This window comes from Providencia sp. PROV061 (assembly GCF_011045655.1).
In the GTDB taxonomy this organism is placed as follows: domain Bacteria; phylum Pseudomonadota; class Gammaproteobacteria; order Enterobacterales; family Enterobacteriaceae; genus Providencia; species Providencia hangzhouensis.
Map to the genome: position 1 here is coordinate 3,726,370 of NZ_CP042861.1, position 19,395 is coordinate 3,745,764.

Here is a 19,395-nt window from a genome sequence, read left to right on the forward strand (position 1 = left end):
TCATTTACTTGCCATAAATTGATGTTCCGGTAACGCATTCCACAACGATTGCAGCCATTTTCCACCGCCGCCTTGTTGTAGCTTTTGGCTGCTTAACACTTCTTCCAACGCTCCGTTACGCAATAAGGCAATACGGTCAGCAAAACGTACAGCCATGGATAAATCATGGGTGACCCATAAAACACCTCGGCCATCGTGGCAAAGCGATTTAATGTTTTCGAGCAGTTGTGTAGCATGGTCATCATCCAGCCATGATGAAATTTCATCCGCTAAAATATATTGCGCGCAAGAGAGTGTCGCACTGCTGGCGAGTACCCGCTTTGCCATTCCACCGGATAACTGGTTTGGGTAGCTATCCACTAGTGAGCTTTGCAAATTATATTGCTGTAAGTGCCGCGCAACATCGTGCATTTTAATATGCTGCCCACTTAACACTGCGGCACGTTCTAATTGTGGGCCGATACGAATTAATGGATTAAGTGCGCTAACCCCTTGAGGTATATAGCATAATACATTACCACGGTGCTGCGCTTTGTTTTGTTCGGTCAGTTTTTTACCATTAAGGTGAATACCGCCACGACAGCGCATATTATGGGGAAGTAACCCCAAAACATTCTGTAATAACAAGCTCTTGCCTTCCCCGCTCCCACCCACCAGTGCAACCATCTCACCGGGCCGAATATCCAATGAAATCCCTTGTAGTAACGGAGCCCAACGCTTGCGCCCTAACCAACGAAATTGCGCGACATCCACGGTGAGATTATCAAGACTCAACATACGGCCCCCTTCAACCAAAGCTGCTGCAAGGCTTTAGCAAATTGGTCAAATAATAACACTAGCCCAACTAAGGCAATGCCTGGGAAAACCACCAGCCACCAAGCTCCTGTGCTGAGATAACGCAATGCATCGGACAATAAAATACCCAGTGAGGGCTCATGGGGCGATAAACCAAAGCCTAAGAAACTTAACGCCGCACTGTGTAAAACCGCATGGGGAAACATTAACAACGTTCCTACCATCCATTGAGGCAAAATCATCGGTAAATAGTGATAACGCCAGCGGTAAAACGCACTGTTACCAATACGTTGAGATAACATAATATAATCTGACTGGCTAACTCGTTGTAACTCCGAACGTAAAATTAAGGCTAATTTTGGCCAATGCGTCAGTGCAACGGCCCAAATCACCCCCATTTTTCCGCCACCCAGCGTAAAACAAATCAATACCAGTAATAAAAGATGTGGCAATGCCAACATGGCATCAATAACGCCACGCACTACATAGTCCATCACTTTGCTTATTGAAGATAAACCGGCCATGACAAGTGCAATAAAACCACTGGTAACCGCTGCCATAAGGCCGATTTGCAAGCTAGTTGCCACCCCTTGAAAGGTTCTGGCAAATAAATCACGCCCTAAATTATCTGTACCAAATAGATGCGCCCACGAAGGTGGCAAACGCCTATCGAGTAAATTCATTTCAATATCATTGAGGGAAAGACCAAACGCATAGATACTGACAACAACCAGCAAAAGCAACGAAAAAGCTAACTTAAATAAAGCGCGATTAGGGTTATATGTCATGACGCTCTCATCACTCCCTTATTCACTTTTTTTAGTAGGCTGTCAGCTACCGTATTGCTAAAAAATATTATCGCGGCACATAACATGACAATCCCCATCAATAACGGAATATCTCCACGCAACCCTGCATCAATCGTCGCCTGACCTAAGCCTGGATAGGCAAATACTTTTTCTGCTAATAATGCCCCACTTAGTAATTCACCAATAGAAGCAAACTGTAAACAAATTGCCGGGGTAATAGCATGTTTTAGTACATGAAACCCAATCATCGACCAACCATTATCCCCTTGAGCCTGTGCGTAATGAATAAATTCACTGCTCATCACTTCAACAACTTTGGCACGTGTATGCAATGCGATATTACCCACGCCTAACATACCCAACGCAATGACAGGTAAAACTAGGTGATGAAGTTTCTGTGAAAATGTTGCCGTTTGCTCATCCAAGCCTATCGGCCAAGCACAGCATATCGGAGCCCACTGTAATGTCACCGCAAACAAAGACAACAACAGCAAACCTACCCAAAAAACAGGAATTGAAGCCAGTAAATAGCATAATGTTGAGATGAGTTTGTCTGGCCAGCGGTTTAAATAACGCCCAGCCACTAAACCCAACGCAAAACCAACAACTCCAGAGAACAGCCAAGAACTAATAAGTAGAGCTAAAGAAGGCGCAAGGCGGTCAGCAATCACTTGAATTACTGGGGTGTTATAGAGCATGGAATAGCCAAAATCCCCCTGTAACACTTGTGAAAACCAACGCCAGAACTGTACCCATAATGGCTGATCAAGCCCCCATCGCGCGGCAATTAGCGCATATTGCTCAGGGGGAACATGCAGTAAGTCATTGCCGATATAGGCTTTTATTGGGTCGATAGGCGAGTAACTCAGCAGGATAAAAATTCCCGCTGCCGTTACGGTTAATAAACAAATAAATCGCAATAAAAGCCCGAGTGCGGTTCGCATTACTGACAGGTCCACGCCCATTCATCGACATTATTTAATACTGACCAAGAACCATGAATTTCAGGGGCACTAGTCCCTAAATCAACACAATTATTCAGCAAATAAATATGTTGCAGGTTCATTAACCAAGCCCATGGAGCATCACCTTTAATACCAACACCCGTGTTACCATTCCAATCCACTTGTTGCCATAATGGAATCGCTGCGTCTTGGTCAGCTTGTGCTAACGCTTTTTCGATTAGTTCATCAACTGCCGCATTTTTATAATAACCGGGGTTATAAAAACCAACACCAGCTGCTTTGCTGCTGTAATTATGGACAATTTCCATCGGGTCTAAGCTTCCCCAACCAAACAATGTTGGGTTAGCATGCATCTGTAGCTCAACGGTTTCCCAACTTCCCGATTTTAAATCCATTTCGATACCAATCGGTTTTAAGCTTGAACGGATTGCCTGAGCAAGGTCACGACGTGTGGTATCACCACTGGCATACCATAATGTCAGTTTCGCCACTTTGCCATTTTTCTCACGTAGGCCTTCTTTATTCAGCTTCCACCCTGCCCCTTCTAAAATAGATTTGGCTTTCTCAAGGTCACCATCTTTAAAAGCGGAGTCTGGGTTATTCCATGGCAGCCCTGCGACGCCAGTATAAGCCGGTACGGCAAAGCCTTCTAATACGGATTCTGCCAATAGTTTACGGTCAAGTGCATAGTTAATCGCTTTACGGACAGCAACATCAGAAGTGATGTCGTTACCGATAGGGTTACCTTGAGCATCTTTCTCACCCGCGGGTGGAATCGGGAAAGAGATACCGCGGTTTTCCACGCTATAGCGCTCAACCAATTTCATGTTTTTCACATCATTAGCATTCGCTGCTACTGCGGCAGGGATACGAACGATTTCCAGTTGATTGCTTTGTGCCGCAGCAAAGGCCGCATCTTCATCAAGGAAGACAAAGACCATTTTACCAAAGTCATTTTTTGGCCCTGCATAATACGGATTTTGCTCGACAATCAATTGCTGCCCCGGCTGGAATGCGACTAAGCGATAAGGGCCTGCGCCAATCGGGTTATGTGCATAGGTTTTCGCATCATATTTATCTGCACAAACAATCCCTAGCGAACCTAGTACATTAACAAAGGTACTTTGTGGGGAAGATAACGTGATCTTCACGGTTAGCGGGTCAACTTCTTCTGCTTTGGCAAAGTTGCCCATGTCCACCTTACCGCCACTTGCCGCGGCATTGTTATAAGTAAAAACCACATCTTTGGCGGTCAATGGTGAGCCATCGGAAAATTTTAAGCCTTTTTTCAGCTTAAGTGTCCACTGTTTACCATCGGCATTATGTTGATAACTTTCAAGCATATAGCTATGCCATGAGAGGTCAGCCTTTTGTTTCAATAATGGGCTATGCAACAGTAGATAGCTGCCATGGCTCCACCCAAGCATAGGGTCAAATCCTTCAGTGGGCTCTGAACCAATAGCTAAACGTAAGGTTTGTGATTGAGTAGGTTCCACGGCTTGAGCTTGCAGTGTGAGCCCCATCAGGCACATTGCTGCAACGATATTTTTAATCATACATCCCTCTATAGATAGGTTTTATTTTTTATTTCAAACCACCAATGCCGTTATTTTCATTGGTGTCGCTATCGGTGAGATATTCGCTATGTGTAGAGTAACCAATATGAGTTATATTAAATTTAATGCCCTGATTGCTAGGCGCTACATCAATAGAACAGCGAATTTATTAGAGAAACCGTCAAAATTAAGTCGTTATTTGACCTATCTTAACAACTACTCATCAATTTCTTTGTCAAATTCAATTGGGTTAGATCGCAAGGACAAATTAGTAATAAAATTAGGGTCGTTCGACTGCCTTGATTGCAACCGAAACTGAGAAGGTGTCATATTATATTTTCGCTTAAAGACATCACAAAAATAAGCATTGCTACCAAAACCGCAGCGATGACTAATTTGAAAAACAGAATAATTCGAAAACGTTAAATAATTCAATGCCATCCCCATGCGAACATCTAACAATAATTGGCGAAAAGACACCCCTTCGCGGTTCAAATGGCGGCGCAACGTTGAAGGGGTCGTAAATAACGCTTTCGCAACATCGTCTAAATGCCATTTTTTTTGCGGTTCTTGAGTTATCAAATGGGTGATCGCTTGGTTTTTCGGTTCATCGTAATTGAAACGAAAAAGATTCAGAATATCGATACCTTCTTGATATATCGCCATTAAAATAAAATATAGGCTCTGTTTCATTAACAATGCTTCTTGGGATGCACTCTGTTTTTTTAATGGTAAGCATTGTTTTAGCAAACTAAAGTTACCTCTCACAGTTTCTGGGGGAGAAATATGGTAGATGGGTTGGTGGCTAGTCAGAGGCGCACCGGACTTCATCAATGTTTTCAGTAATAAAAATACCGCTTGTAATTCTTCTGCTGACATCGACAACGTGTGCAACTCAAGCGGCTGCTTCACGGTATTACACACAATATTGCAGGAAACTTGGCTGTATTTAGGAATAATTAAGGTGACATCGCTTTCAATTTCAATGGATTGGCCATTGATCACGATATTTCCTTTCGCGCCAGTTAGCATGGCTATCATCGCGCTTTCAATATAAAACGCTTTTAACACCATCTGGCTTTCTGAAAGAAAGAATTTATATTCCATAATCTCTATAAACTGCTGTTAATGTCAGAATGACTTCCCAAGAAAAGGGATTGTTGAATAGATATAAAGTAATGAAACATATCAGCTCTATATCAGTGCGGCTGAGAATATAGTCCGGTTACGTTGAAATCGCAATATAGATATACGCTCATTTTTTACTGTTATTTTGATGGTTGTTATATTTTCTAAATAAAATGCTGTTTAATTGAAAGGCAATTTTCGATATAAGGTGTAGAATCGCGCGGCATACACATGCAGCCTACGACACTGCATAATAATAATGATTTTTGGCGTTCATTCACATCCTACCCTACTTGCATTAGCTTTTACATCACAAATACCCAATTTTGGCTGGGGTATAGCTAAACATGTTCGCGTATTTTTAGTTGACTGAGTTGCAGGAGAAAGTATGTCTGATTTTTCAGGATCAGGCTGGTTAGCTGAAATCTTCTTACGATATGAACTAAAACGTGGCGTCACCCGCTTAACGGATAAACAACATATCGGCCCTTTAATGGTTCAGCGGCCATTCTACCCCGAGCAAGGAATTGCACACACCTATTTACTTCATCCACCCGGTGGCGTTGTCGGGGGGGATAAACTCCTTATTAATATTGATGTTCAACCACACGCCCATGCGTTATTGACCACGCCCGGTGCGACAAAATTTTATCGCAGTGCGGGCGGTATTGCACGACAAGTACAAACATTAACTGTTGCGCCCAATGGGTTCTTAGAATGGCTACCTCAAGAAAATATTTTTTTCCCTGAGGCTCAAGTTCGCTTAGAAACCCACGTTCGAATCGCTAGTTCATCAAAATTTATCAGCTGGGAAATCCAATGTTTAGGGCGCCCAGTATTAAACGAGCAATTCGACAACGGTGATATTCGGGGCCGCTTGCAGTTTTATATTGATGACAAACTCACCTTGGCGGAATCCATATTTATCGAAGGTTCGCAAAAACAATCAGCCGTCATGCGTGAATTTCCTATGGTCGGCTCCTTGCATATCTACCCCGCCAGCGATGAGTTAAAAGCTGAACTTCACGAGAGTTTGGCCGTGTTTTTCTCTACGGAAGTGAGACCGCTTGAATATGGGCTAACTGATGTAGACGGCATTTTAGTATTACGGTTATTAGGTTCTCAAACCGAGCCGATGATGACTTGCTTTGCCCATATTTGGCAGGCAACAAGACAATATTGGTTAGGTTATTGCCCAGAACCACCGCGTATTTGGGCAACTTAAACGTTTTTTAGGAGCAAAAAATGGAATTAACCCCAAGAGAAAAAGATAAATTATTGCTTTTTACAGCAGGCCTCGTTGCTGAAAGGCGTTTAGCCCGTGGGCTAAAGCTCAATTACCCTGAAGCCGTCGCGCTGATCAGTTGTGCGATTATGGAAGGCGCACGTGATGGTAAAACTGTCGCCCAATTAATGAGCGAAGGCCGAACCCTATTAACCGCAGAGCAGGTAATGGAAGGCGTGCCAGAAATGATCAAAGACATCCAAGTGGAATGTACATTTCCTGATGGCACAAAACTGGTTTCTATTCACGACCCGATTGTATAGGTAACAAAATGATCCCCGGTGAAATTAAAGTCAACCACGCTTTGGGTGATATCGAACTAAATGCAGGCCGAGAAACCCAAACGATACAAGTTGCCAACCATGGTGACCGCCCGATTCAAATTGGCTCTCACTATCATTTTTATGAAGTCAACGACGCCCTAAAATTTGAACGCGAAAATACACTCGGTTTTCGTTTGAATATCCCTGCGGGCATGGCAGTACGTTTTGAACCAGGACAAAGCCGCACAGTTGAACTCGTGGCTTTTAGCGGCAAGCGAGAAATATATGGTTTCCATGGCAAAGTCATGGGTAAATTAGAGAGTGAGAATTAATAATGAAAACAATCTCTCGTCAAGCGTATGCAGATATGTTTGGTCCAACAACAGGTGACCGTTTACGCTTAGCTGATACAGAATTATTTCTAGAGATCGAAAAAGATTTCACCACGTATGGTGAAGAGGTCAAATTTGGTGGCGGTAAAGTTATTCGTGACGGCATGGGCCAAAGCCAAGTCACCAGTGACCTGTGTGTCGATGTGCTAATCACCAACGCCATTATTTTAGACCATTGGGGCATTGTTAAAGCGGATATCGGGATCAAAAATGGCCGTATTGCGGGGATTGGTAAAGCAGGTAACCCTGATGTTCAACCCAATGTCGATATTGTTATTGGCCCCGGTACCGAAGTAGTTGCAGGCGAAGGTAAAATTATCACCGCGGGCGGCGTTGATACCCACATCCATTTTATTTGCCCACAACAAGCAGAAGAAGGTCTTGTTTCCGGTGTTACCACCTTTATAGGCGGTGGAACTGGCCCTGTGGCTGGCACTAATGCCACTACCGTCACCCCCGGTATTTGGAATATGTACCGCATGTTAGAAGCTGTTGATGAACTGCCGATCAACGTCGGGCTATTTGGTAAAGGCTGCGTCAGTAGGCCCGAAGCGATTCGCGAACAAATTGAAGCGGGTGCCATTGGCTTAAAAATTCACGAGGACTGGGGCGCTACCCCAATGGCTATTCACAACTGCTTGAATGTGGCTGATGAAATGGATGTGCAAGTGGCTATCCATTCAGATACGTTAAATGAAGGCGGTTTTTATGAAGAAACCGTGAAAGCCATTGCAGGACGAGTGATCCACGTGTTCCATACGGAAGGTGCTGGCGGTGGCCATGCCCCTGACGTCATCAAATCCGTCGGAGAACCGAATATTCTGCCTGCATCGACCAACCCAACTATGCCATACACCATCAATACCGTTGATGAGCACTTGGATATGTTAATGGTTTGCCACCATCTCGACCCATCAATTCCAGAAGATGTGGCTTTTGCGGAATCTCGTATTCGCCGTGAAACCATTGCTGCGGAAGATATTTTGCACGATATGGGCGCAATTTCTGTGATGTCTTCAGACTCACAAGCCATGGGTCGCGTTGGTGAAGTTATCACTCGCACTTGGCAGTGCGCCCATAAAATGAAATTACAGCGCGGAACTTTAGAAGGTGACACACCAGAAAGCGATAATAACCGTATCAAACGTTATGTGGCGAAATACACCATTAACCCCGCTATCGCTCACGGTATCGCCCATGAAGTCGGTTCGATAGAAATAGGCAAGTTAGCTGATATCGTATTATGGGACCCTGCATTTTTTGGCATCAAACCCGCCCTAATTATGAAAGGGGGAATGGTCGCCTATGCGCCAATGGGAGATATTAACGCCGCAATCCCAACACCACAGCCTGTACATTACCGCCCGATGTTTGGAGCGTTAGGTAAAGCGAAATACCATACCTCAATGATTTTTATGTCAAAAGCAGGTATTGAAGCAGGTGTTCCTGAAAAATTAGGCTTACAGAGCCAAATAGGCCGAGTTGAAGGCTGCCGAAATATTAGCAAAGCCTCTATGGTGCACAACAGTTATGTGCCACATATCGAACTTGACCCGCAAACTTATATCGTCAAAGCCGATGGTATCCCACTGGTATGCGAACCTGCGACTGAGTTACCGATGGCACAACGTTACTTTTTATTCTGACCCCTAATTAAAAGAGCCAGAAAATGAAAAAATTTATTAAAGTGGTTGCCCCACAACCCCATTCACCAAGTGCATTAACCCTGTGCTTAACCATGGATGAACGCACCAAAAGCCGTTTAAAAGTTACCTTAAGTGATGGGCAAGAAGCGGGGCTATTTTTGCCACGCGGAACCATCCTGAAGGAAGGCGACGTTTTATCCACTGAAGATGGTGAGTTAGTCACAATCGAAGCCGCGAAAGAGCAAGTTTCTACCGTTTACAGCGATGACGCTCTGTTGCTCGCCCGCGTTTGCTATCACTTAGGCAACCGCCATGTTCCTTTGCAAATTGAAGCGGGTTGGTGCCGTTATTTTCATGATCATGTGTTAGATGATATGGCGCGTGGGTTAGGTGCCACGGTTAGTGTCGGTTTAGAAAAATACCAACCGGAACCGGGGGCTTATGGCGGCTCATCAGGTGGTCACCACCACCATCACGGCCACGATGATCACCATCACTAATCAGGTTCAGGGAGTGTGCCTATGTTAGCAGATCTGCGCTTATACCAGTTAGTTAGTCCTTCTTTACCTGTTGGCTCGTTTACCTATTCACAAGGCTTAGAATGGGCGATTGAAAAAGGCTGGGTAACAACACCAAATACCCTTGCAGGCTGGCTAACCGCACAAATGACGCATGCCATTGCAACATTAGAGCTTCCCGTTTTACGGCAAATTCAGACTTCCCTTTCCCTTGGTGATATTGAAGCGGTGAAATATTGGTGTGAATTTATGATTGCCAGCCGTGAAACCAAAGAACTACGCCAAGAAGAGCGGCAACGAGGAATTGCTTTTGCACGGTTGCTGCCTCAACTAGGCATTGAACTGGATGCTAACCTGCAAACCTGCGTGAAACAAACCCAGCTAATGGCCTTCGCCCTCGCCGCGGTAAATTGGCAAATTGACGTTGAAAAATTGTGCACCGCGTATGCATGGGGTTGGCTAGAAAACACGGTGATGTCCGGTGTTAAGCTTATCCCTTTAGGGCAAAGCGCGGGGCAAAATATTTTATTTACCCTTGCTGAGCGCATACCCGAAGTGGTTGCGCAATCGGCAATCTGGCCATTAGACGATATTGGTAGTTTTACACCTGCACAAATTATTGCCAGTAGTCGGCATGAAACCCAATACACACGACTTTTTCGTTCATGAGAAAATGCTATGCAAGAATATAATCAACCCTTAAGAATTGGTGTCGGTGGGCCGGTCGGCTCAGGAAAAACCGCATTATTAGAAGTGTTATGTAAAGCCATGCGCGACACTTACCAAATTGCCGTTGTCACCAATGATATTTACACCCAAGAAGATGCCAAAATTTTAACCCGTGCCGAAGCACTAGATGCAGACCGCATTATTGGTGTTGAAACTGGCGGCTGCCCTCATACCGCTATTCGTGAAGATGCATCAATGAATTTAGCGGCCGTTGAAGAGTTAGCCATCCGCCATAAAAACCTTGATATCGTATTTGTGGAAAGCGGCGGCGATAACCTCAGCGCGACGTTTAGCCCAGAGCTGGCAGACTTAACCATTTATGTTATTGATGTTGCTGAAGGCGAAAAAATTCCACGTAAAGGTGGGCCAGGGATCACCCATTCCGATTTACTGGTGATAAACAAAATTGACCTTGCTCCGTATGTCGGCGCTTCATTAGAAGTGATGGAAGCCGATACCGCAAGAATGCGACCAGTAAAGCCCTATGTGTTTACTAACTTAAAGAAAAAAGTCGGCTTAGAGACCATTATCGAGTTTATCATCGATAAAGGCATGTTAAGACGTTAATAAATTTGGACGCCCTATAGGTTTTATCTATAGGGCGTTTTTAATTAACAAATACGGGGTAAAGGCTCGCTGTGAGGCAAATCTAATAACCTTGATGTACCGAAGATCCCAACTAATTTGACTTGTTTTTGCTCAGTCACACAGCCAATCGTGGCGGCATCTTTCCCTAATGGGTGCTGGTGTAGTGCAGCAAGCACCGCATTTTCCGCTTCAGGTTTCACCACAATCACTAGTTTGCCTTCATTGGCAAAGTTTAACGGCTCTAAACCCAATAGCTCGCACACGCCCCTAACTGCAGAAGAGACGGGTAAATCCCCCTCATTAACAGCAATTCCACAGCCACTGGCTTGGGCAAATTCATGTAGAATTGCCGTTACGCCACCACGAGTTGCGTCTCGTAATGCCCGAATGCCGTCAATTTCACGCAGCGGAGCTATCAATGGCGTTAATACAGCACAATCACTGCAAAGCTCCGCTTCTAACCCGAGTTGTTCGCGCAGGTTTAAGATAGTCGCGCCGTGGTCACCCAACGTACCGCTAACAATCACTTTATCCCCAACTTGAATATGCTGAGCTCCCCACTGGATATTGGACGGGATCACGCCAATACCTGCCGTATTGATAAAGATTTTATCTGCGGCCCCGCGCTGCACTACCTTGGTATCGCCTGTCACAATATCCACACCGGCCGCTTTTGCCGTTGCCGCCATAGATTCGACAATAACCTGCAATTCAGTCAGGGAAAAACCTTCTTCCAAGATAAAACCGCAAGAAAGATATTTGGGGGTAGCCCCACTAACTGCAACGTCATTCACTGTGCCGCAAACGGCTATTTTACCAATATTGCCTCCCGGGAAAAAAATCGGGTCGATGACATAGCTATCGGTACTAAATGCCAAACGGTCACCCAATGCGGTCATTTCCGACAAGGCAAGTCGAGCTTGGTCCTCCCTCTCATTCAACGCTGGGTTTGCAAACGCCTGCAAAAACAACTGTTCAATCAATTGCTGCATCGCCTGCCCACCACTTCCGTGGGCCATCGTCACCACATTGTTAGCATCACGACTCATTTATGCCTCCCGACGATATTGGTAATAAGCTGCACAGGCACCTTCAGAAGAAACCATTAATGCGCCAAAAGCCGTTTGTGGCGTACAACGGCGCCCAAACAACGTACATTCGTTCGGTTTACAGCGCCCTGTTAACACCTCACCGCAGCGTGCTTGCGGGTCATCTGCCACTTTATGGGGTTGTACCTGAAAACGCTTCTCAGCATCAAAAAATTGGTAAGCTTGAGTTAATTGAACCCCTGAGCCTGCAATTTCCCCCAACCCACGCCATTCACTGGTTTGTTTAAGTTCAAAAACTTCCTCTAACGCTTTAAGTGCCAACAGGTTACCTTCATCGGCCACAACGCGTTTATATTGGTTTTCTACCTCACAACGACCATCAGCGATTTGGTCAACTAGCATGGCTAACGACTGCAAAATATCTAAGGGTTCGAACCCTGTGACCACCAAGGGTTTATGGAAGTCTTCGCTAATAAACTGGTAGGGATGCGCTCCGATCACCATACTCACGTGTCCCGGTGCTAAAAAGCCGTCAATACGGACATCCGGTTGCTCAAGTAAGCTACGCAAGGTAGGAATGATCGTAATGTGCTGGCAAAATACACTAAAATTTGCTAATTGGCGTCGCTTCGCCTGCTGCAAGGTAATTGCCGTACTCGGCATTGTGGTTTCAAAGCCTAAGCCAAAGAAAACCACTTGCCGATGAGGATGCTGCTCTGCCAATGCCAAAGCATCTAGCGGTGAATAAACGATACGGACATCCGCCCCATTGCGTTTGGCGTCGAGTAAAGACCCCTTTTCCCCCGGAACACGCATTGCATCGCCATAAGTACAAAAGATAACCTCAGGGTGCTGTGCAATTTCAATACAACTATCAATTCGTCCCATTGGCAAAACGCACACAGGGCAACCGGGCCCATGAACAAATTCAATGTCAGCGGGTAATAACTGGTCAATACCAAATTTAAAAATCGCGTGGGTGTGGCCACCACAGACTTCCATGAGTTGTAATGGGCGTCGTTTCGCTTGGGGTATTTCATTCACCCGTTGATGAATATGCGCCAACAGCGCTTTTGCAAGAACAGGGTCGCGAAATTCATCGACGTACTGCATCTGCCGCTCCTGCATTTAAACCACTAAAATCGCTGACCTCGTGGTCTAGCTGGCTCATCGCGGTTAACGCATCCAAGGTAGATTGCGCTTCTTCTTCATTGATGATACTCATGGCAAACCCGACGTGTACCAATACCCATTGGCCTAATAAATCGGCGGTTTCCCCTTCACAAATGAGGCCAATATTCACATCGCGTTTTACACCACAAACATCCACTTGAGCGAGTTGGTGAATGTCTTCACCAACGGCAACTATTTTGCCCGGAATACCTAAGCACATAGCTGTGTCTCCAACCATGCCAGCCATGCATCCATCCCTTCGCCGCATGTCGCAGACACTTGGATAACTTGGATATTGGGGTTCACTTGCTTAGCATTGGCGATACAAGCATCAACATCAAAATTCAGGTATGGCAGTAAGTCGATTTTGTTCAATAACATGATATCTGCTGCCGCAAACATATGTGGATATTTGAGAGGTTTATCTTCCCCTTCCGTGACTGACAGTACCGCTACTTTATGGCGTTCCCCTAAGTCAAAACTGGCAGGGCACACGAGATTCCCGACATTTTCAATAAATAACAAACTGTTATCGGCTAACTCTAAACGTGCTGTTGCATCGTGGACCATTTGTGCATCTAAGTGACAGCCTTTTCCTGTGTTCACTTGAATCGCAGGCACACCCGTTTCGCGGATCCGTTGTGCATCATTAGTGGTTTGTTGGTCACCTTCAATCACTGCGCAATTAATTCTGTCACGCAGTCTTAACAACGTTTCTGTCAACAAGGTGGTTTTTCCTGAACCGGGGCTAGAAACGAGGTTTAGCGCTAAAATATTCTTCTGGCAAAAATCCTTACGGTTATGTTCCGCCAGATGGTTATTTTTATCTAACACATCCATCTCAATTTGTAGCATGCGTTTTTGGCTAATCCCCGGTGCATGGGTACCTGCTTCACCGTGGCCATAATCAAGGTCATGGTGTTCCCCTGCTGGTTTAAAACTTGCCTCAGCCGTTTGATAAATATGTTTATGCTTATGTTTGTGTTTATGCTTTTTAGACTTGCTTTCAGCAGGTGCGGGTTCATATTGGTGATAATGGTTGTGGACATCACCTTGATGATAATAATGGTGATGAATGATCACCGTTTGCCCATTAGGTTCATGATCATGGTGATGGTCGTGATCATGATTGTTGTGACCTTGGTGGTGATCATGGCCGTGATGGTGGTCATGGTGATGATCGTGGTCATCCCCCTCAATTTTGCGCTCTCCCGACGCACATCCACAAGTACTACACATAAGTTTCACTCCCAACCGCTAAATTGTTAAATTAGATTAATACATAGTCCATTGAGTCTAGTTGATACACCTCAAGCTCAGCTCAAAAAGCTACTCCACTTCCAACTCTTTGATGCGCAGACTATCCCCACTTTCCACTTTCAGGTTCACCCCCTGACAGCATGGACAAACCGATTGGTGGCTGTCTATTTCCACTATTTCACTGCAATCCCAACACCATGCTTGTGCGGGCTGGTAAATAATGTGGAGCTGGCAGCCTTCTGCAACCGTACCACGGCAAACGACATCAAAACTGAAGCGAAACGCACTCTCTTCAACACAAGAGAGTGCGCCGATTTCAAGCCAAACACCGGTGACTCGGTTAACTGCATTTTTTTTCGCCTGCTGTTCAATAATTTCTATCGTACTTTGGCATAACGAAACCTCATGCATCCTGCCCCCTTAAGTGGCGGGCAAACAATGCTCTACGTTCAGGTGCTTGAGGAATATTCGGGTCACTAACTGGGAGCGATAACAATATTCGCTGGCAATCATCCGTTAGGTGAATACCTTGTTCTGGTGTCATTTTTTTTTCTAATGGCGACATTAATGAGCAAGCAAAATATTGAGTTAAGCCGTCTAATTCACCTACGGTATAAGTCATTTCACCATAGGGGAGGATTAACCCAACCTTGTCACCGACCACGCGGCGAGGCCAATATTGCTCAGGCCCCGGTAGAATAATCGCGCTGAGCATCCATGGCGTAATCACCGCACCCACCCATTGCCCTTCAAACAGGGCAAACTCACTGGCGTGCACAGGCATCGTTGGATGCAAAAATGACAAATCATGCATCGATTGTTCAGCAACGCGCGTAAATGCGGCCTCAACCTGAGGCCGAGGGTTAGTTTCATAACCTAATATGTCATCCGGCATGCAAACTCTCTTCTTTCGCTATGATTTCCAAGCCTTCGCTTCGCAAAACCTCAATAACCTTTTGTAAAGCTGGCTCTAAAGCGGCCTGCCCTGTTGCCGTCAAACCGATATGCGGTTCGAGGGATTCAGGTACAACGCCAACTAATGTTAGCCGCTGTGGGAATTCATCGGTTAAATGCAAAGCGGATAGCACATCTGATAAACCGAGTTGATGTGGGGAAATTTTACGTGTAAACAGCGCAGGGACTTCGTCATCACGCAAGACTAAAATCGAGCCAGCCTTCTGGCTCGATAACACAACATCGGCAATGATCAAATGGTCTCTATCTGCCATTGGGCCAATTAACTCCATTCCAGCAGTTCCACCATCAAGCACTTCTACGCATTCAGGTAGGTGATAGCGCTGTTCTAAAGCCTCAACGATGCGTACCCCAATCCCTTCATCGCTCAACAGTATATTGCCAACACCTAAGACTAAAATACGCATTACAGCACCTTAACCTTAGTGACTTCGCCACCTTCAGGGTCAACAATGTGCACTGCACAAGACATACAAGGGTCAAATGAGTGAATGGTCCGCACCACTTCAAGGGGTTTAGATGGGTCAGCGACAGGAGTTCCTACCAATGCTTGCTCATAAGGGCCTGGCTCATCATTGAAATTACGTGGGCCTGAATTCCAAGTAGAAGGCACTACCGCTTGGTAATTTTCAATTTTACCGTCTTTGATCACGACCCAGTGAGATAATAAACCTCGAGGTACTTCACCAAAACCGACACCTTTAATGGTGGCATTTTCTGGGAATACGGGTTTTACAAAGGTGGTGTGATCCCCTTTTGCGATGTTGTCCACCAGCGCTTGCCATTGAATTGACAAGGTTTCATTCAGTACACAACAACGAACACTACGTCCGATAATCCGCCCCAATGTGGAATGCAGTTGGTCCACACTAATATTGTTACCTGTCAGTGTTTGATACAGGTTTACCACATCATTAAAGTGTTTTTCTGTCGGTTCATGTTTTGCCGCTAATTTACACAACAAATCAGCGAGCGGCCCGACCTCAACGGTTTTATCATAGAAAGTTGGTGCTTTTACCCATGAATATTTACCGTCATCATCCCAGCCGGTGTAATCCGGGTTCGTGGTGCCTTCCCACGGTGCTTGTGGCTCATTTTCTTTGTACCATGCATGTTTGCTACTTTCTTTGATACCGTTGATCAAATACTCATCTGTATGGCTAGTAATGGGGCGATAAGTACTAAAGTCACTGTTCTCTAGATACCCGCCAGGTAATAGAAAATTCCCATTTTTACCGTCCATTGGCATTTCAGGCATACACATGTAATGTTTCGCACCTTGACCGACTTCGAGCCATTCAGGGTAGCCTGCTGCAATCACCGCTGCGTCAATCTTATACACTTGCTCGATAAAATCCCCTAAACGGTCAATAAAGGATTTTACATACATCAAGCGTTCAAGGTTCAGAACCCCAACACCATCAAGGTTGATAGGGTTTGCGACACCACCAACAGCAAGGTTTTGAATATGCGGCGTTTTACCTCCTAATAATGCCACAATACGGTTAGCATCACGCTGACATTCGAGGGCTTGTAAGTAATGAGCTACAGCAATTAAGTTCACCTCAGGCGATAGTTTCATCGCTGGGTGCCCCCAATATCCATTAGCAAAAATACCCAATTGCCCACTGGCAACCAGTTTTTTAATTTTATCTTGAACTCGCGTGAACTCTTCTGGGCTATTCAGTGGCCACGTCGAAACGCCTCTCAAAATTTCTGCCGCTTTATTTGGGTCTGCATTCAGCGCAGAGGTGATATCCACCCAATCTAACGCCGATAATTGATAAAAATGGACAATATGGTCTTGAATAGTATGCGCGGCTAAAATCATATTACGGATATACTGCGCATTCACTGGCACATCAATATTTAAGGCGCTCTCAATCGTGCGTACCGACACAATACCGTGCACTGTAGTACAAACCCCACAAATACGCTGCATGATCATCCATGCATCACGAGGGTCTTTTCCTTTGACTATCTCTTCCATACCACGCCACATCGTGCCTGAAGCCCAAGCCTTGGTGACTTTTCCATCTTCAATTTCACAATCAATGCGTAAGTGACCTTCGATACGAGTGACTGGGTCTATTGTTATACGTTGGCTCATGCTTTACCTCGGGCCTCTGAATGGCTCATCGTTGTTTTTTTCAATGCTGGAATAACAGGTAATAAGCGGATCAATAAGATATAAGCGCATACCTCTATTGCCACGAAACCTATTGAAATTAAAAGTTCTTCTGTTGTTGGGAAGTAGTCGTATCCGCCCCCTGGGTTGAATGCAACGAGGGAATAGCTCATCCGCCACATGGCAGCGCCAATCAACATGCTTAAACCGCTTGCATATAACCACCGTGAATCATTCCTCAGTGATGGCATGCGGAAAATAACCAATGGGAAAACCATTAATGCGGTTTCTATCCAAAACATCATGGCGTAGAAATCGGTGTTGAAGATATGGTGCAACTTATCTCGATAAATCAGCTCACCAAAACGACAGACCAAAAACAGCACTAACAGTACCTGCAAGATCCGAGTGATACGAACAAACAGTGGTCGTTCATCAGCACCCTGCCCACGTAATGCGGCTTGAAGTAATGACCCTTCAAAAATGACGATAGAAAAGCCCATAATAAATGCGGTCAACAATGAGAGTAGTGGTAGCATTTCATAGCTTTGCCAAATAGGATGGACTTTATATCCTGCTGAAATCATCAATGACCCCATTGATGACTGGTGCATCATCGGCAATAACGCCCCTAGCGCAATGATAAAAAACATCACTTTATTTAAGCGTTTTAATGAAACCTTCCAACCAAAACGTTCACACAGTGCAGGAGCAAATTCCAGTGCCATCACACCAATATAAATCGTCATACACACTGCCGTTTCAAATAGCACCGAATTGGTGTTAAAGAAACCGGGGATGTAAAAGTAAGGCAAGTTCCAGTAACGACCTACGTCAATGGTAATGGATAAACCACCGAGGGAGTAACCGAACAAACTGGCTAATAACGCAGGGCGCACTAACGGGTGATATTCACCGCGGTTAAATACATACACCGCCCAAGCCAGCGCCCAACCGCCACAAGCAAAACCGGTACCAATTAGTAAGTCAAAAGCAATCCAGATCCCCCAAGGATAGCCACCATTTAGGTCAGAAACTGAGCCTAAGCCGAAGACCAAACGTTTAACAATCAAGATGACACAAATCAGCACTAATGGCCCAAATACCATAATTGGCCAACTGACTAAACGCCCGCCTAACGGCTGCTCTTTATGATGCGTCGTCATTTGAGTCGTCTCCTTCGTGTTTATCATTCTTGGTATTGCGATACACCAAGAAACTCAACCCTGCCAACGCCGCGAGCGGCAATACCATCCCTTTATAAAGGGTGTGCTGGACATATTCAGAACGAGCCCCAGTAGACAACTGCTCCAATTCAGGCAACCCAAGATTTTGATAGGGCACACCTGAAAGAACAATGACTTGTGTACCACCGCCTTCAAGTTCTCCATAAACATGAGCCTCATATTTCGGCACTTTAATCACATTCGGGTCATTGCTATGTAAGGTTTGTCTTGGGTAACCGTACTCATCCCCCACTTTGAGTGTTAAGCGTTTTTTGGCTTCCGCGAGCAATTCTTCCCGCGTCCCGAAAATTACCGCTCCCGTTGGGCAAACTTCGACACAACCGGGCAAGCCACCCTTGTCTAAACGTTCGACACCTTTTTGGTTGCATAACTCGCATTTATGAATCGCACCAAATTTGTCATCGTAAGCATATTTCGGAATATTAAAGGGACACGCCACCATGCAATAGCGGCAGCCAGTACATACGCTGGCATCGTAATGAACAATGCCGGTTTTTGGGTCTTTTTTCAGCGCTTGAACAGGGCAAACCGACACGCAATTAGGGTCAACACAGTGCATACACTGCTTTTTAATGTAGGCATAGCCATCTTTTTCTTGGTCTTTATGAACGCCTGTTCCACTGCTCCAAACCTGAATAATATTGTTGGTATAAGGGGTGAGTTTGTCATTATTTGACCAAGTTTGTTCCCCGACCGGGTTACGTTCTGGGTGGTTAATATCTTGGCATTTTGTCACGCACGCCTGACACCCAATACACAGGGTCGAGTCATATAGCATCCCTAAAGAATTAGGAATTGGCGGGCGGTTTTCAGGCCCCGCCAAGCTGGGTGAACTTCCCGCAAGTAATGCTCCCCCTGCGGAGAGTTTAAGAAAATTTCGTCTATTCAC

Annotated in this window: 22 protein-coding genes; 7 read left to right on the forward strand and 15 right to left on the reverse strand. The window is 45.2% G+C overall.

Going from position 1 to position 19,395, the window contains the following annotated elements:
- From FVA72_RS17155 to FVA72_RS17175, 5 genes are all read right to left on the reverse strand, one after another.
- Nucleotides 1-777, reverse strand: a complete 777-nt coding sequence (locus FVA72_RS17155; protein WP_072503032.1) for an ATP-binding cassette domain-containing protein — start codon at nt 775-777, stop codon at nt 1-3.
- Nucleotides 771-1,583, reverse strand: a complete 813-nt coding sequence (locus FVA72_RS17160) for an ABC transporter permease (protein ID WP_004257889.1) — start codon at nt 1,581-1,583, stop codon at nt 771-773. The genes FVA72_RS17155 and FVA72_RS17160 overlap by 7 nt, the downstream gene beginning before the upstream one ends.
- Nucleotides 1,580-2,548, reverse strand: coding sequence for an ABC transporter permease (locus FVA72_RS17165; RefSeq protein WP_072503031.1), 969 nt, complete (start codon nt 2,546-2,548; stop codon nt 1,580-1,582). Before FVA72_RS17165 ends, FVA72_RS17160 begins: the two co-directional genes overlap by 4 nt.
- Nucleotides 2,548-4,101, reverse strand: a complete 1,554-nt coding sequence (locus tag FVA72_RS17170) for an ABC transporter substrate-binding protein (protein ID WP_072503052.1) — start codon at nt 4,099-4,101, stop codon at nt 2,548-2,550. Before FVA72_RS17170 ends, FVA72_RS17165 begins: the two co-directional genes overlap by 1 nt.
- A gap of 240 nt (nt 4,102-4,341) precedes the next feature.
- Nucleotides 4,342-5,232 carry an AraC family transcriptional regulator gene (locus tag FVA72_RS17175; RefSeq protein ID WP_072503030.1) on the reverse strand — a complete coding sequence of 297 codons (891 nt, stop codon included), beginning with the start codon at nt 5,230-5,232 and terminating at the stop codon, nt 4,342-4,344.
- A 409-nt stretch (nt 5,233-5,641) separates the two neighbouring features.
- On the opposite strand from FVA72_RS17175, the gene FVA72_RS17180 reads away from it, so the two are divergent.
- Genes FVA72_RS17180 through ureG form a run of 7 tightly spaced genes read left to right on the forward strand, consistent with a single transcriptional unit; the run spans nt 5,642 to nt 10,653 of the window.
- Nucleotides 5,642-6,478, forward strand: coding sequence for an urease accessory protein UreD (locus FVA72_RS17180; RefSeq protein WP_110591244.1), 837 nt, complete (start codon nt 5,642-5,644; stop codon nt 6,476-6,478).
- A 20-nt stretch (nt 6,479-6,498) separates the two neighbouring features.
- A complete protein-coding gene (locus FVA72_RS17185) occupies nt 6,499-6,801 on the forward strand; it encodes an urease subunit gamma (RefSeq protein WP_004257904.1) in 303 nt (100 codons plus the stop codon).
- Nucleotides 6,802-6,809: 8 nt separating this feature from the next.
- Nucleotides 6,810-7,133 carry an urease subunit beta gene (locus FVA72_RS17190; RefSeq protein WP_004257906.1) on the forward strand — a complete coding sequence of 108 codons (324 nt, stop codon included), beginning with the start codon at nt 6,810-6,812 and terminating at the stop codon, nt 7,131-7,133.
- Between the two features lie 2 nt (nt 7,134-7,135).
- Complete coding sequence (ureC, locus tag FVA72_RS17195; RefSeq protein ID WP_072503028.1) at nt 7,136-8,839, forward strand: urease subunit alpha; 1,704 nt, start codon at nt 7,136-7,138, stop codon at nt 8,837-8,839.
- Between the two features lie 23 nt (nt 8,840-8,862).
- Nucleotides 8,863-9,339 carry an urease accessory protein UreE gene (gene ureE, locus FVA72_RS17200; protein ID WP_072503027.1) on the forward strand — a complete coding sequence of 159 codons (477 nt, stop codon included), beginning with the start codon at nt 8,863-8,865 and terminating at the stop codon, nt 9,337-9,339.
- A 21-nt stretch (nt 9,340-9,360) separates the two neighbouring features.
- Nucleotides 9,361-10,026 carry an urease accessory protein UreF gene (locus FVA72_RS17205; RefSeq protein ID WP_110591243.1) on the forward strand — a complete coding sequence of 222 codons (666 nt, stop codon included), beginning with the start codon at nt 9,361-9,363 and terminating at the stop codon, nt 10,024-10,026.
- Between the two features lie 9 nt (nt 10,027-10,035).
- Nucleotides 10,036-10,653 (forward strand): urease accessory protein UreG, encoded by a 618-nt coding sequence (ureG, locus tag FVA72_RS17210; protein ID WP_004257918.1) that lies wholly within the window; start codon nt 10,036-10,038, stop codon nt 10,651-10,653.
- Between the two features lie 44 nt (nt 10,654-10,697).
- Here the strand turns inward: ureG and hypE are convergent, their stop codons facing one another.
- From hypE to hybA, 10 genes are all read right to left on the reverse strand, one after another.
- Nucleotides 10,698-11,723 (reverse strand): hydrogenase expression/formation protein HypE, encoded by a 1,026-nt coding sequence (hypE, locus tag FVA72_RS17215; RefSeq protein WP_110591242.1) that lies wholly within the window; start codon nt 11,721-11,723, stop codon nt 10,698-10,700.
- Nucleotides 11,724-12,836 (reverse strand): hydrogenase formation protein HypD, encoded by a 1,113-nt coding sequence (hypD, locus tag FVA72_RS17220; protein WP_110591241.1) that lies wholly within the window; start codon nt 12,834-12,836, stop codon nt 11,724-11,726.
- On the reverse strand, nt 12,820-13,116 hold the full coding sequence (hybG, locus tag FVA72_RS17225; RefSeq protein WP_004257928.1) for a hydrogenase maturation factor HybG: 297 nt from the start codon (nt 13,114-13,116) through the stop codon (nt 12,820-12,822). The genes hypD and hybG overlap by 17 nt, the downstream gene beginning before the upstream one ends.
- The gene (hypB, locus tag FVA72_RS17230) at nt 13,107-14,135 is read right to left on the reverse strand and encodes a hydrogenase nickel incorporation protein HypB (RefSeq protein ID WP_072503050.1); all 1,029 of its coding nucleotides are present in this window, start codon (nt 14,133-14,135) and stop codon (nt 13,107-13,109) included. Before hypB ends, hybG begins: the two co-directional genes overlap by 10 nt.
- Nucleotides 14,136-14,225: 90 nt before the next feature.
- Entirely contained in the window at nt 14,226-14,567 is a 342-nt protein-coding gene (gene hypA, locus FVA72_RS17235; protein WP_072503049.1) for a hydrogenase maturation nickel metallochaperone HypA, read from the reverse strand.
- On the reverse strand, nt 14,560-15,051 hold the full coding sequence (gene hybE / locus FVA72_RS17240) for a hydrogenase-2 assembly chaperone (protein WP_004257937.1): 492 nt from the start codon (nt 15,049-15,051) through the stop codon (nt 14,560-14,562). The genes hypA and hybE overlap by 8 nt, the downstream gene beginning before the upstream one ends.
- On the reverse strand, nt 15,041-15,538 hold the full coding sequence (locus FVA72_RS17245) for a HyaD/HybD family hydrogenase maturation endopeptidase (RefSeq protein WP_072503048.1): 498 nt from the start codon (nt 15,536-15,538) through the stop codon (nt 15,041-15,043). The genes hybE and FVA72_RS17245 overlap by 11 nt, the downstream gene beginning before the upstream one ends.
- Nucleotides 15,538-17,241, reverse strand: a complete 1,704-nt coding sequence (gene hybC, locus FVA72_RS17250) for a hydrogenase 2 large subunit (RefSeq protein WP_004257943.1) — start codon at nt 17,239-17,241, stop codon at nt 15,538-15,540. The genes FVA72_RS17245 and hybC overlap by 1 nt, the downstream gene beginning before the upstream one ends.
- The gene (hybB, locus tag FVA72_RS17255; RefSeq protein WP_004257947.1) at nt 17,238-18,425 is read right to left on the reverse strand and encodes a Ni/Fe-hydrogenase cytochrome b subunit; all 1,188 of its coding nucleotides are present in this window, start codon (nt 18,423-18,425) and stop codon (nt 17,238-17,240) included. The genes hybC and hybB overlap by 4 nt, the downstream gene beginning before the upstream one ends.
- A complete protein-coding gene (gene hybA / locus FVA72_RS17260) occupies nt 18,409-19,395 on the reverse strand; it encodes a hydrogenase 2 operon protein HybA (protein WP_004257949.1) in 987 nt (328 codons plus the stop codon). Before hybA ends, hybB begins: the two co-directional genes overlap by 17 nt.

Coding starts and splice junctions, on each gene's coding strand:
- FVA72_RS17155 (WP_072503032.1), bottom strand. CDS start 777: ATGTTGAGTCTTGATAATCTCACCGTGGATGTCGCGCAATTTCGTTGG.
- FVA72_RS17160 (WP_004257889.1), bottom strand. CDS start 1,583: ATGACATATAACCCTAATCGCGCTTTATTTAAGTTAGCTTTTTCGTTG.
- FVA72_RS17165 (WP_072503031.1), bottom strand. CDS start 2,548: ATGCGAACCGCACTCGGGCTTTTATTGCGATTTATTTGTTTATTAACC.
- FVA72_RS17170 (WP_072503052.1), bottom strand. CDS start 4,101: ATGTGCCTGATGGGGCTCACACTGCAAGCTCAAGCCGTGGAACCTACT.
- FVA72_RS17175 (WP_072503030.1), bottom strand. CDS start 5,232: ATGGAATATAAATTCTTTCTTTCAGAAAGCCAGATGGTGTTAAAAGCG.
- FVA72_RS17180 (WP_110591244.1), top strand. CDS start 5,642: ATGTCTGATTTTTCAGGATCAGGCTGGTTAGCTGAAATCTTCTTACGA.
- FVA72_RS17185 (WP_004257904.1), top strand. CDS start 6,499: ATGGAATTAACCCCAAGAGAAAAAGATAAATTATTGCTTTTTACAGCA.
- FVA72_RS17190 (WP_004257906.1), top strand. CDS start 6,810: ATGATCCCCGGTGAAATTAAAGTCAACCACGCTTTGGGTGATATCGAA.
- ureC (WP_072503028.1), top strand. CDS start 7,136: ATGAAAACAATCTCTCGTCAAGCGTATGCAGATATGTTTGGTCCAACA.
- ureE (WP_072503027.1), top strand. CDS start 8,863: ATGAAAAAATTTATTAAAGTGGTTGCCCCACAACCCCATTCACCAAGT.
- FVA72_RS17205 (WP_110591243.1), top strand. CDS start 9,361: ATGTTAGCAGATCTGCGCTTATACCAGTTAGTTAGTCCTTCTTTACCT.
- ureG (WP_004257918.1), top strand. CDS start 10,036: ATGCAAGAATATAATCAACCCTTAAGAATTGGTGTCGGTGGGCCGGTC.
- hypE (WP_110591242.1), bottom strand. CDS start 11,723: ATGAGTCGTGATGCTAACAATGTGGTGACGATGGCCCACGGAAGTGGT.
- hypD (WP_110591241.1), bottom strand. CDS start 12,836: ATGCAGTACGTCGATGAATTTCGCGACCCTGTTCTTGCAAAAGCGCTG.
- hybG (WP_004257928.1), bottom strand. CDS start 13,116: ATGTGCTTAGGTATTCCGGGCAAAATAGTTGCCGTTGGTGAAGACATT.
- hypB (WP_072503050.1), bottom strand. CDS start 14,135: ATGTGTAGTACTTGTGGATGTGCGTCGGGAGAGCGCAAAATTGAGGGG.
- hypA (WP_072503049.1), bottom strand. CDS start 14,567: ATGCATGAGGTTTCGTTATGCCAAAGTACGATAGAAATTATTGAACAG.
- hybE (WP_004257937.1), bottom strand. CDS start 15,051: ATGCCGGATGACATATTAGGTTATGAAACTAACCCTCGGCCTCAGGTT.
- FVA72_RS17245 (WP_072503048.1), bottom strand. CDS start 15,538: ATGCGTATTTTAGTCTTAGGTGTTGGCAATATACTGTTGAGCGATGAA.
- hybC (WP_004257943.1), bottom strand. CDS start 17,241: ATGAGCCAACGTATAACAATAGACCCAGTCACTCGTATCGAAGGTCAC.
- hybB (WP_004257947.1), bottom strand. CDS start 18,425: ATGACGACGCATCATAAAGAGCAGCCGTTAGGCGGGCGTTTAGTCAGT.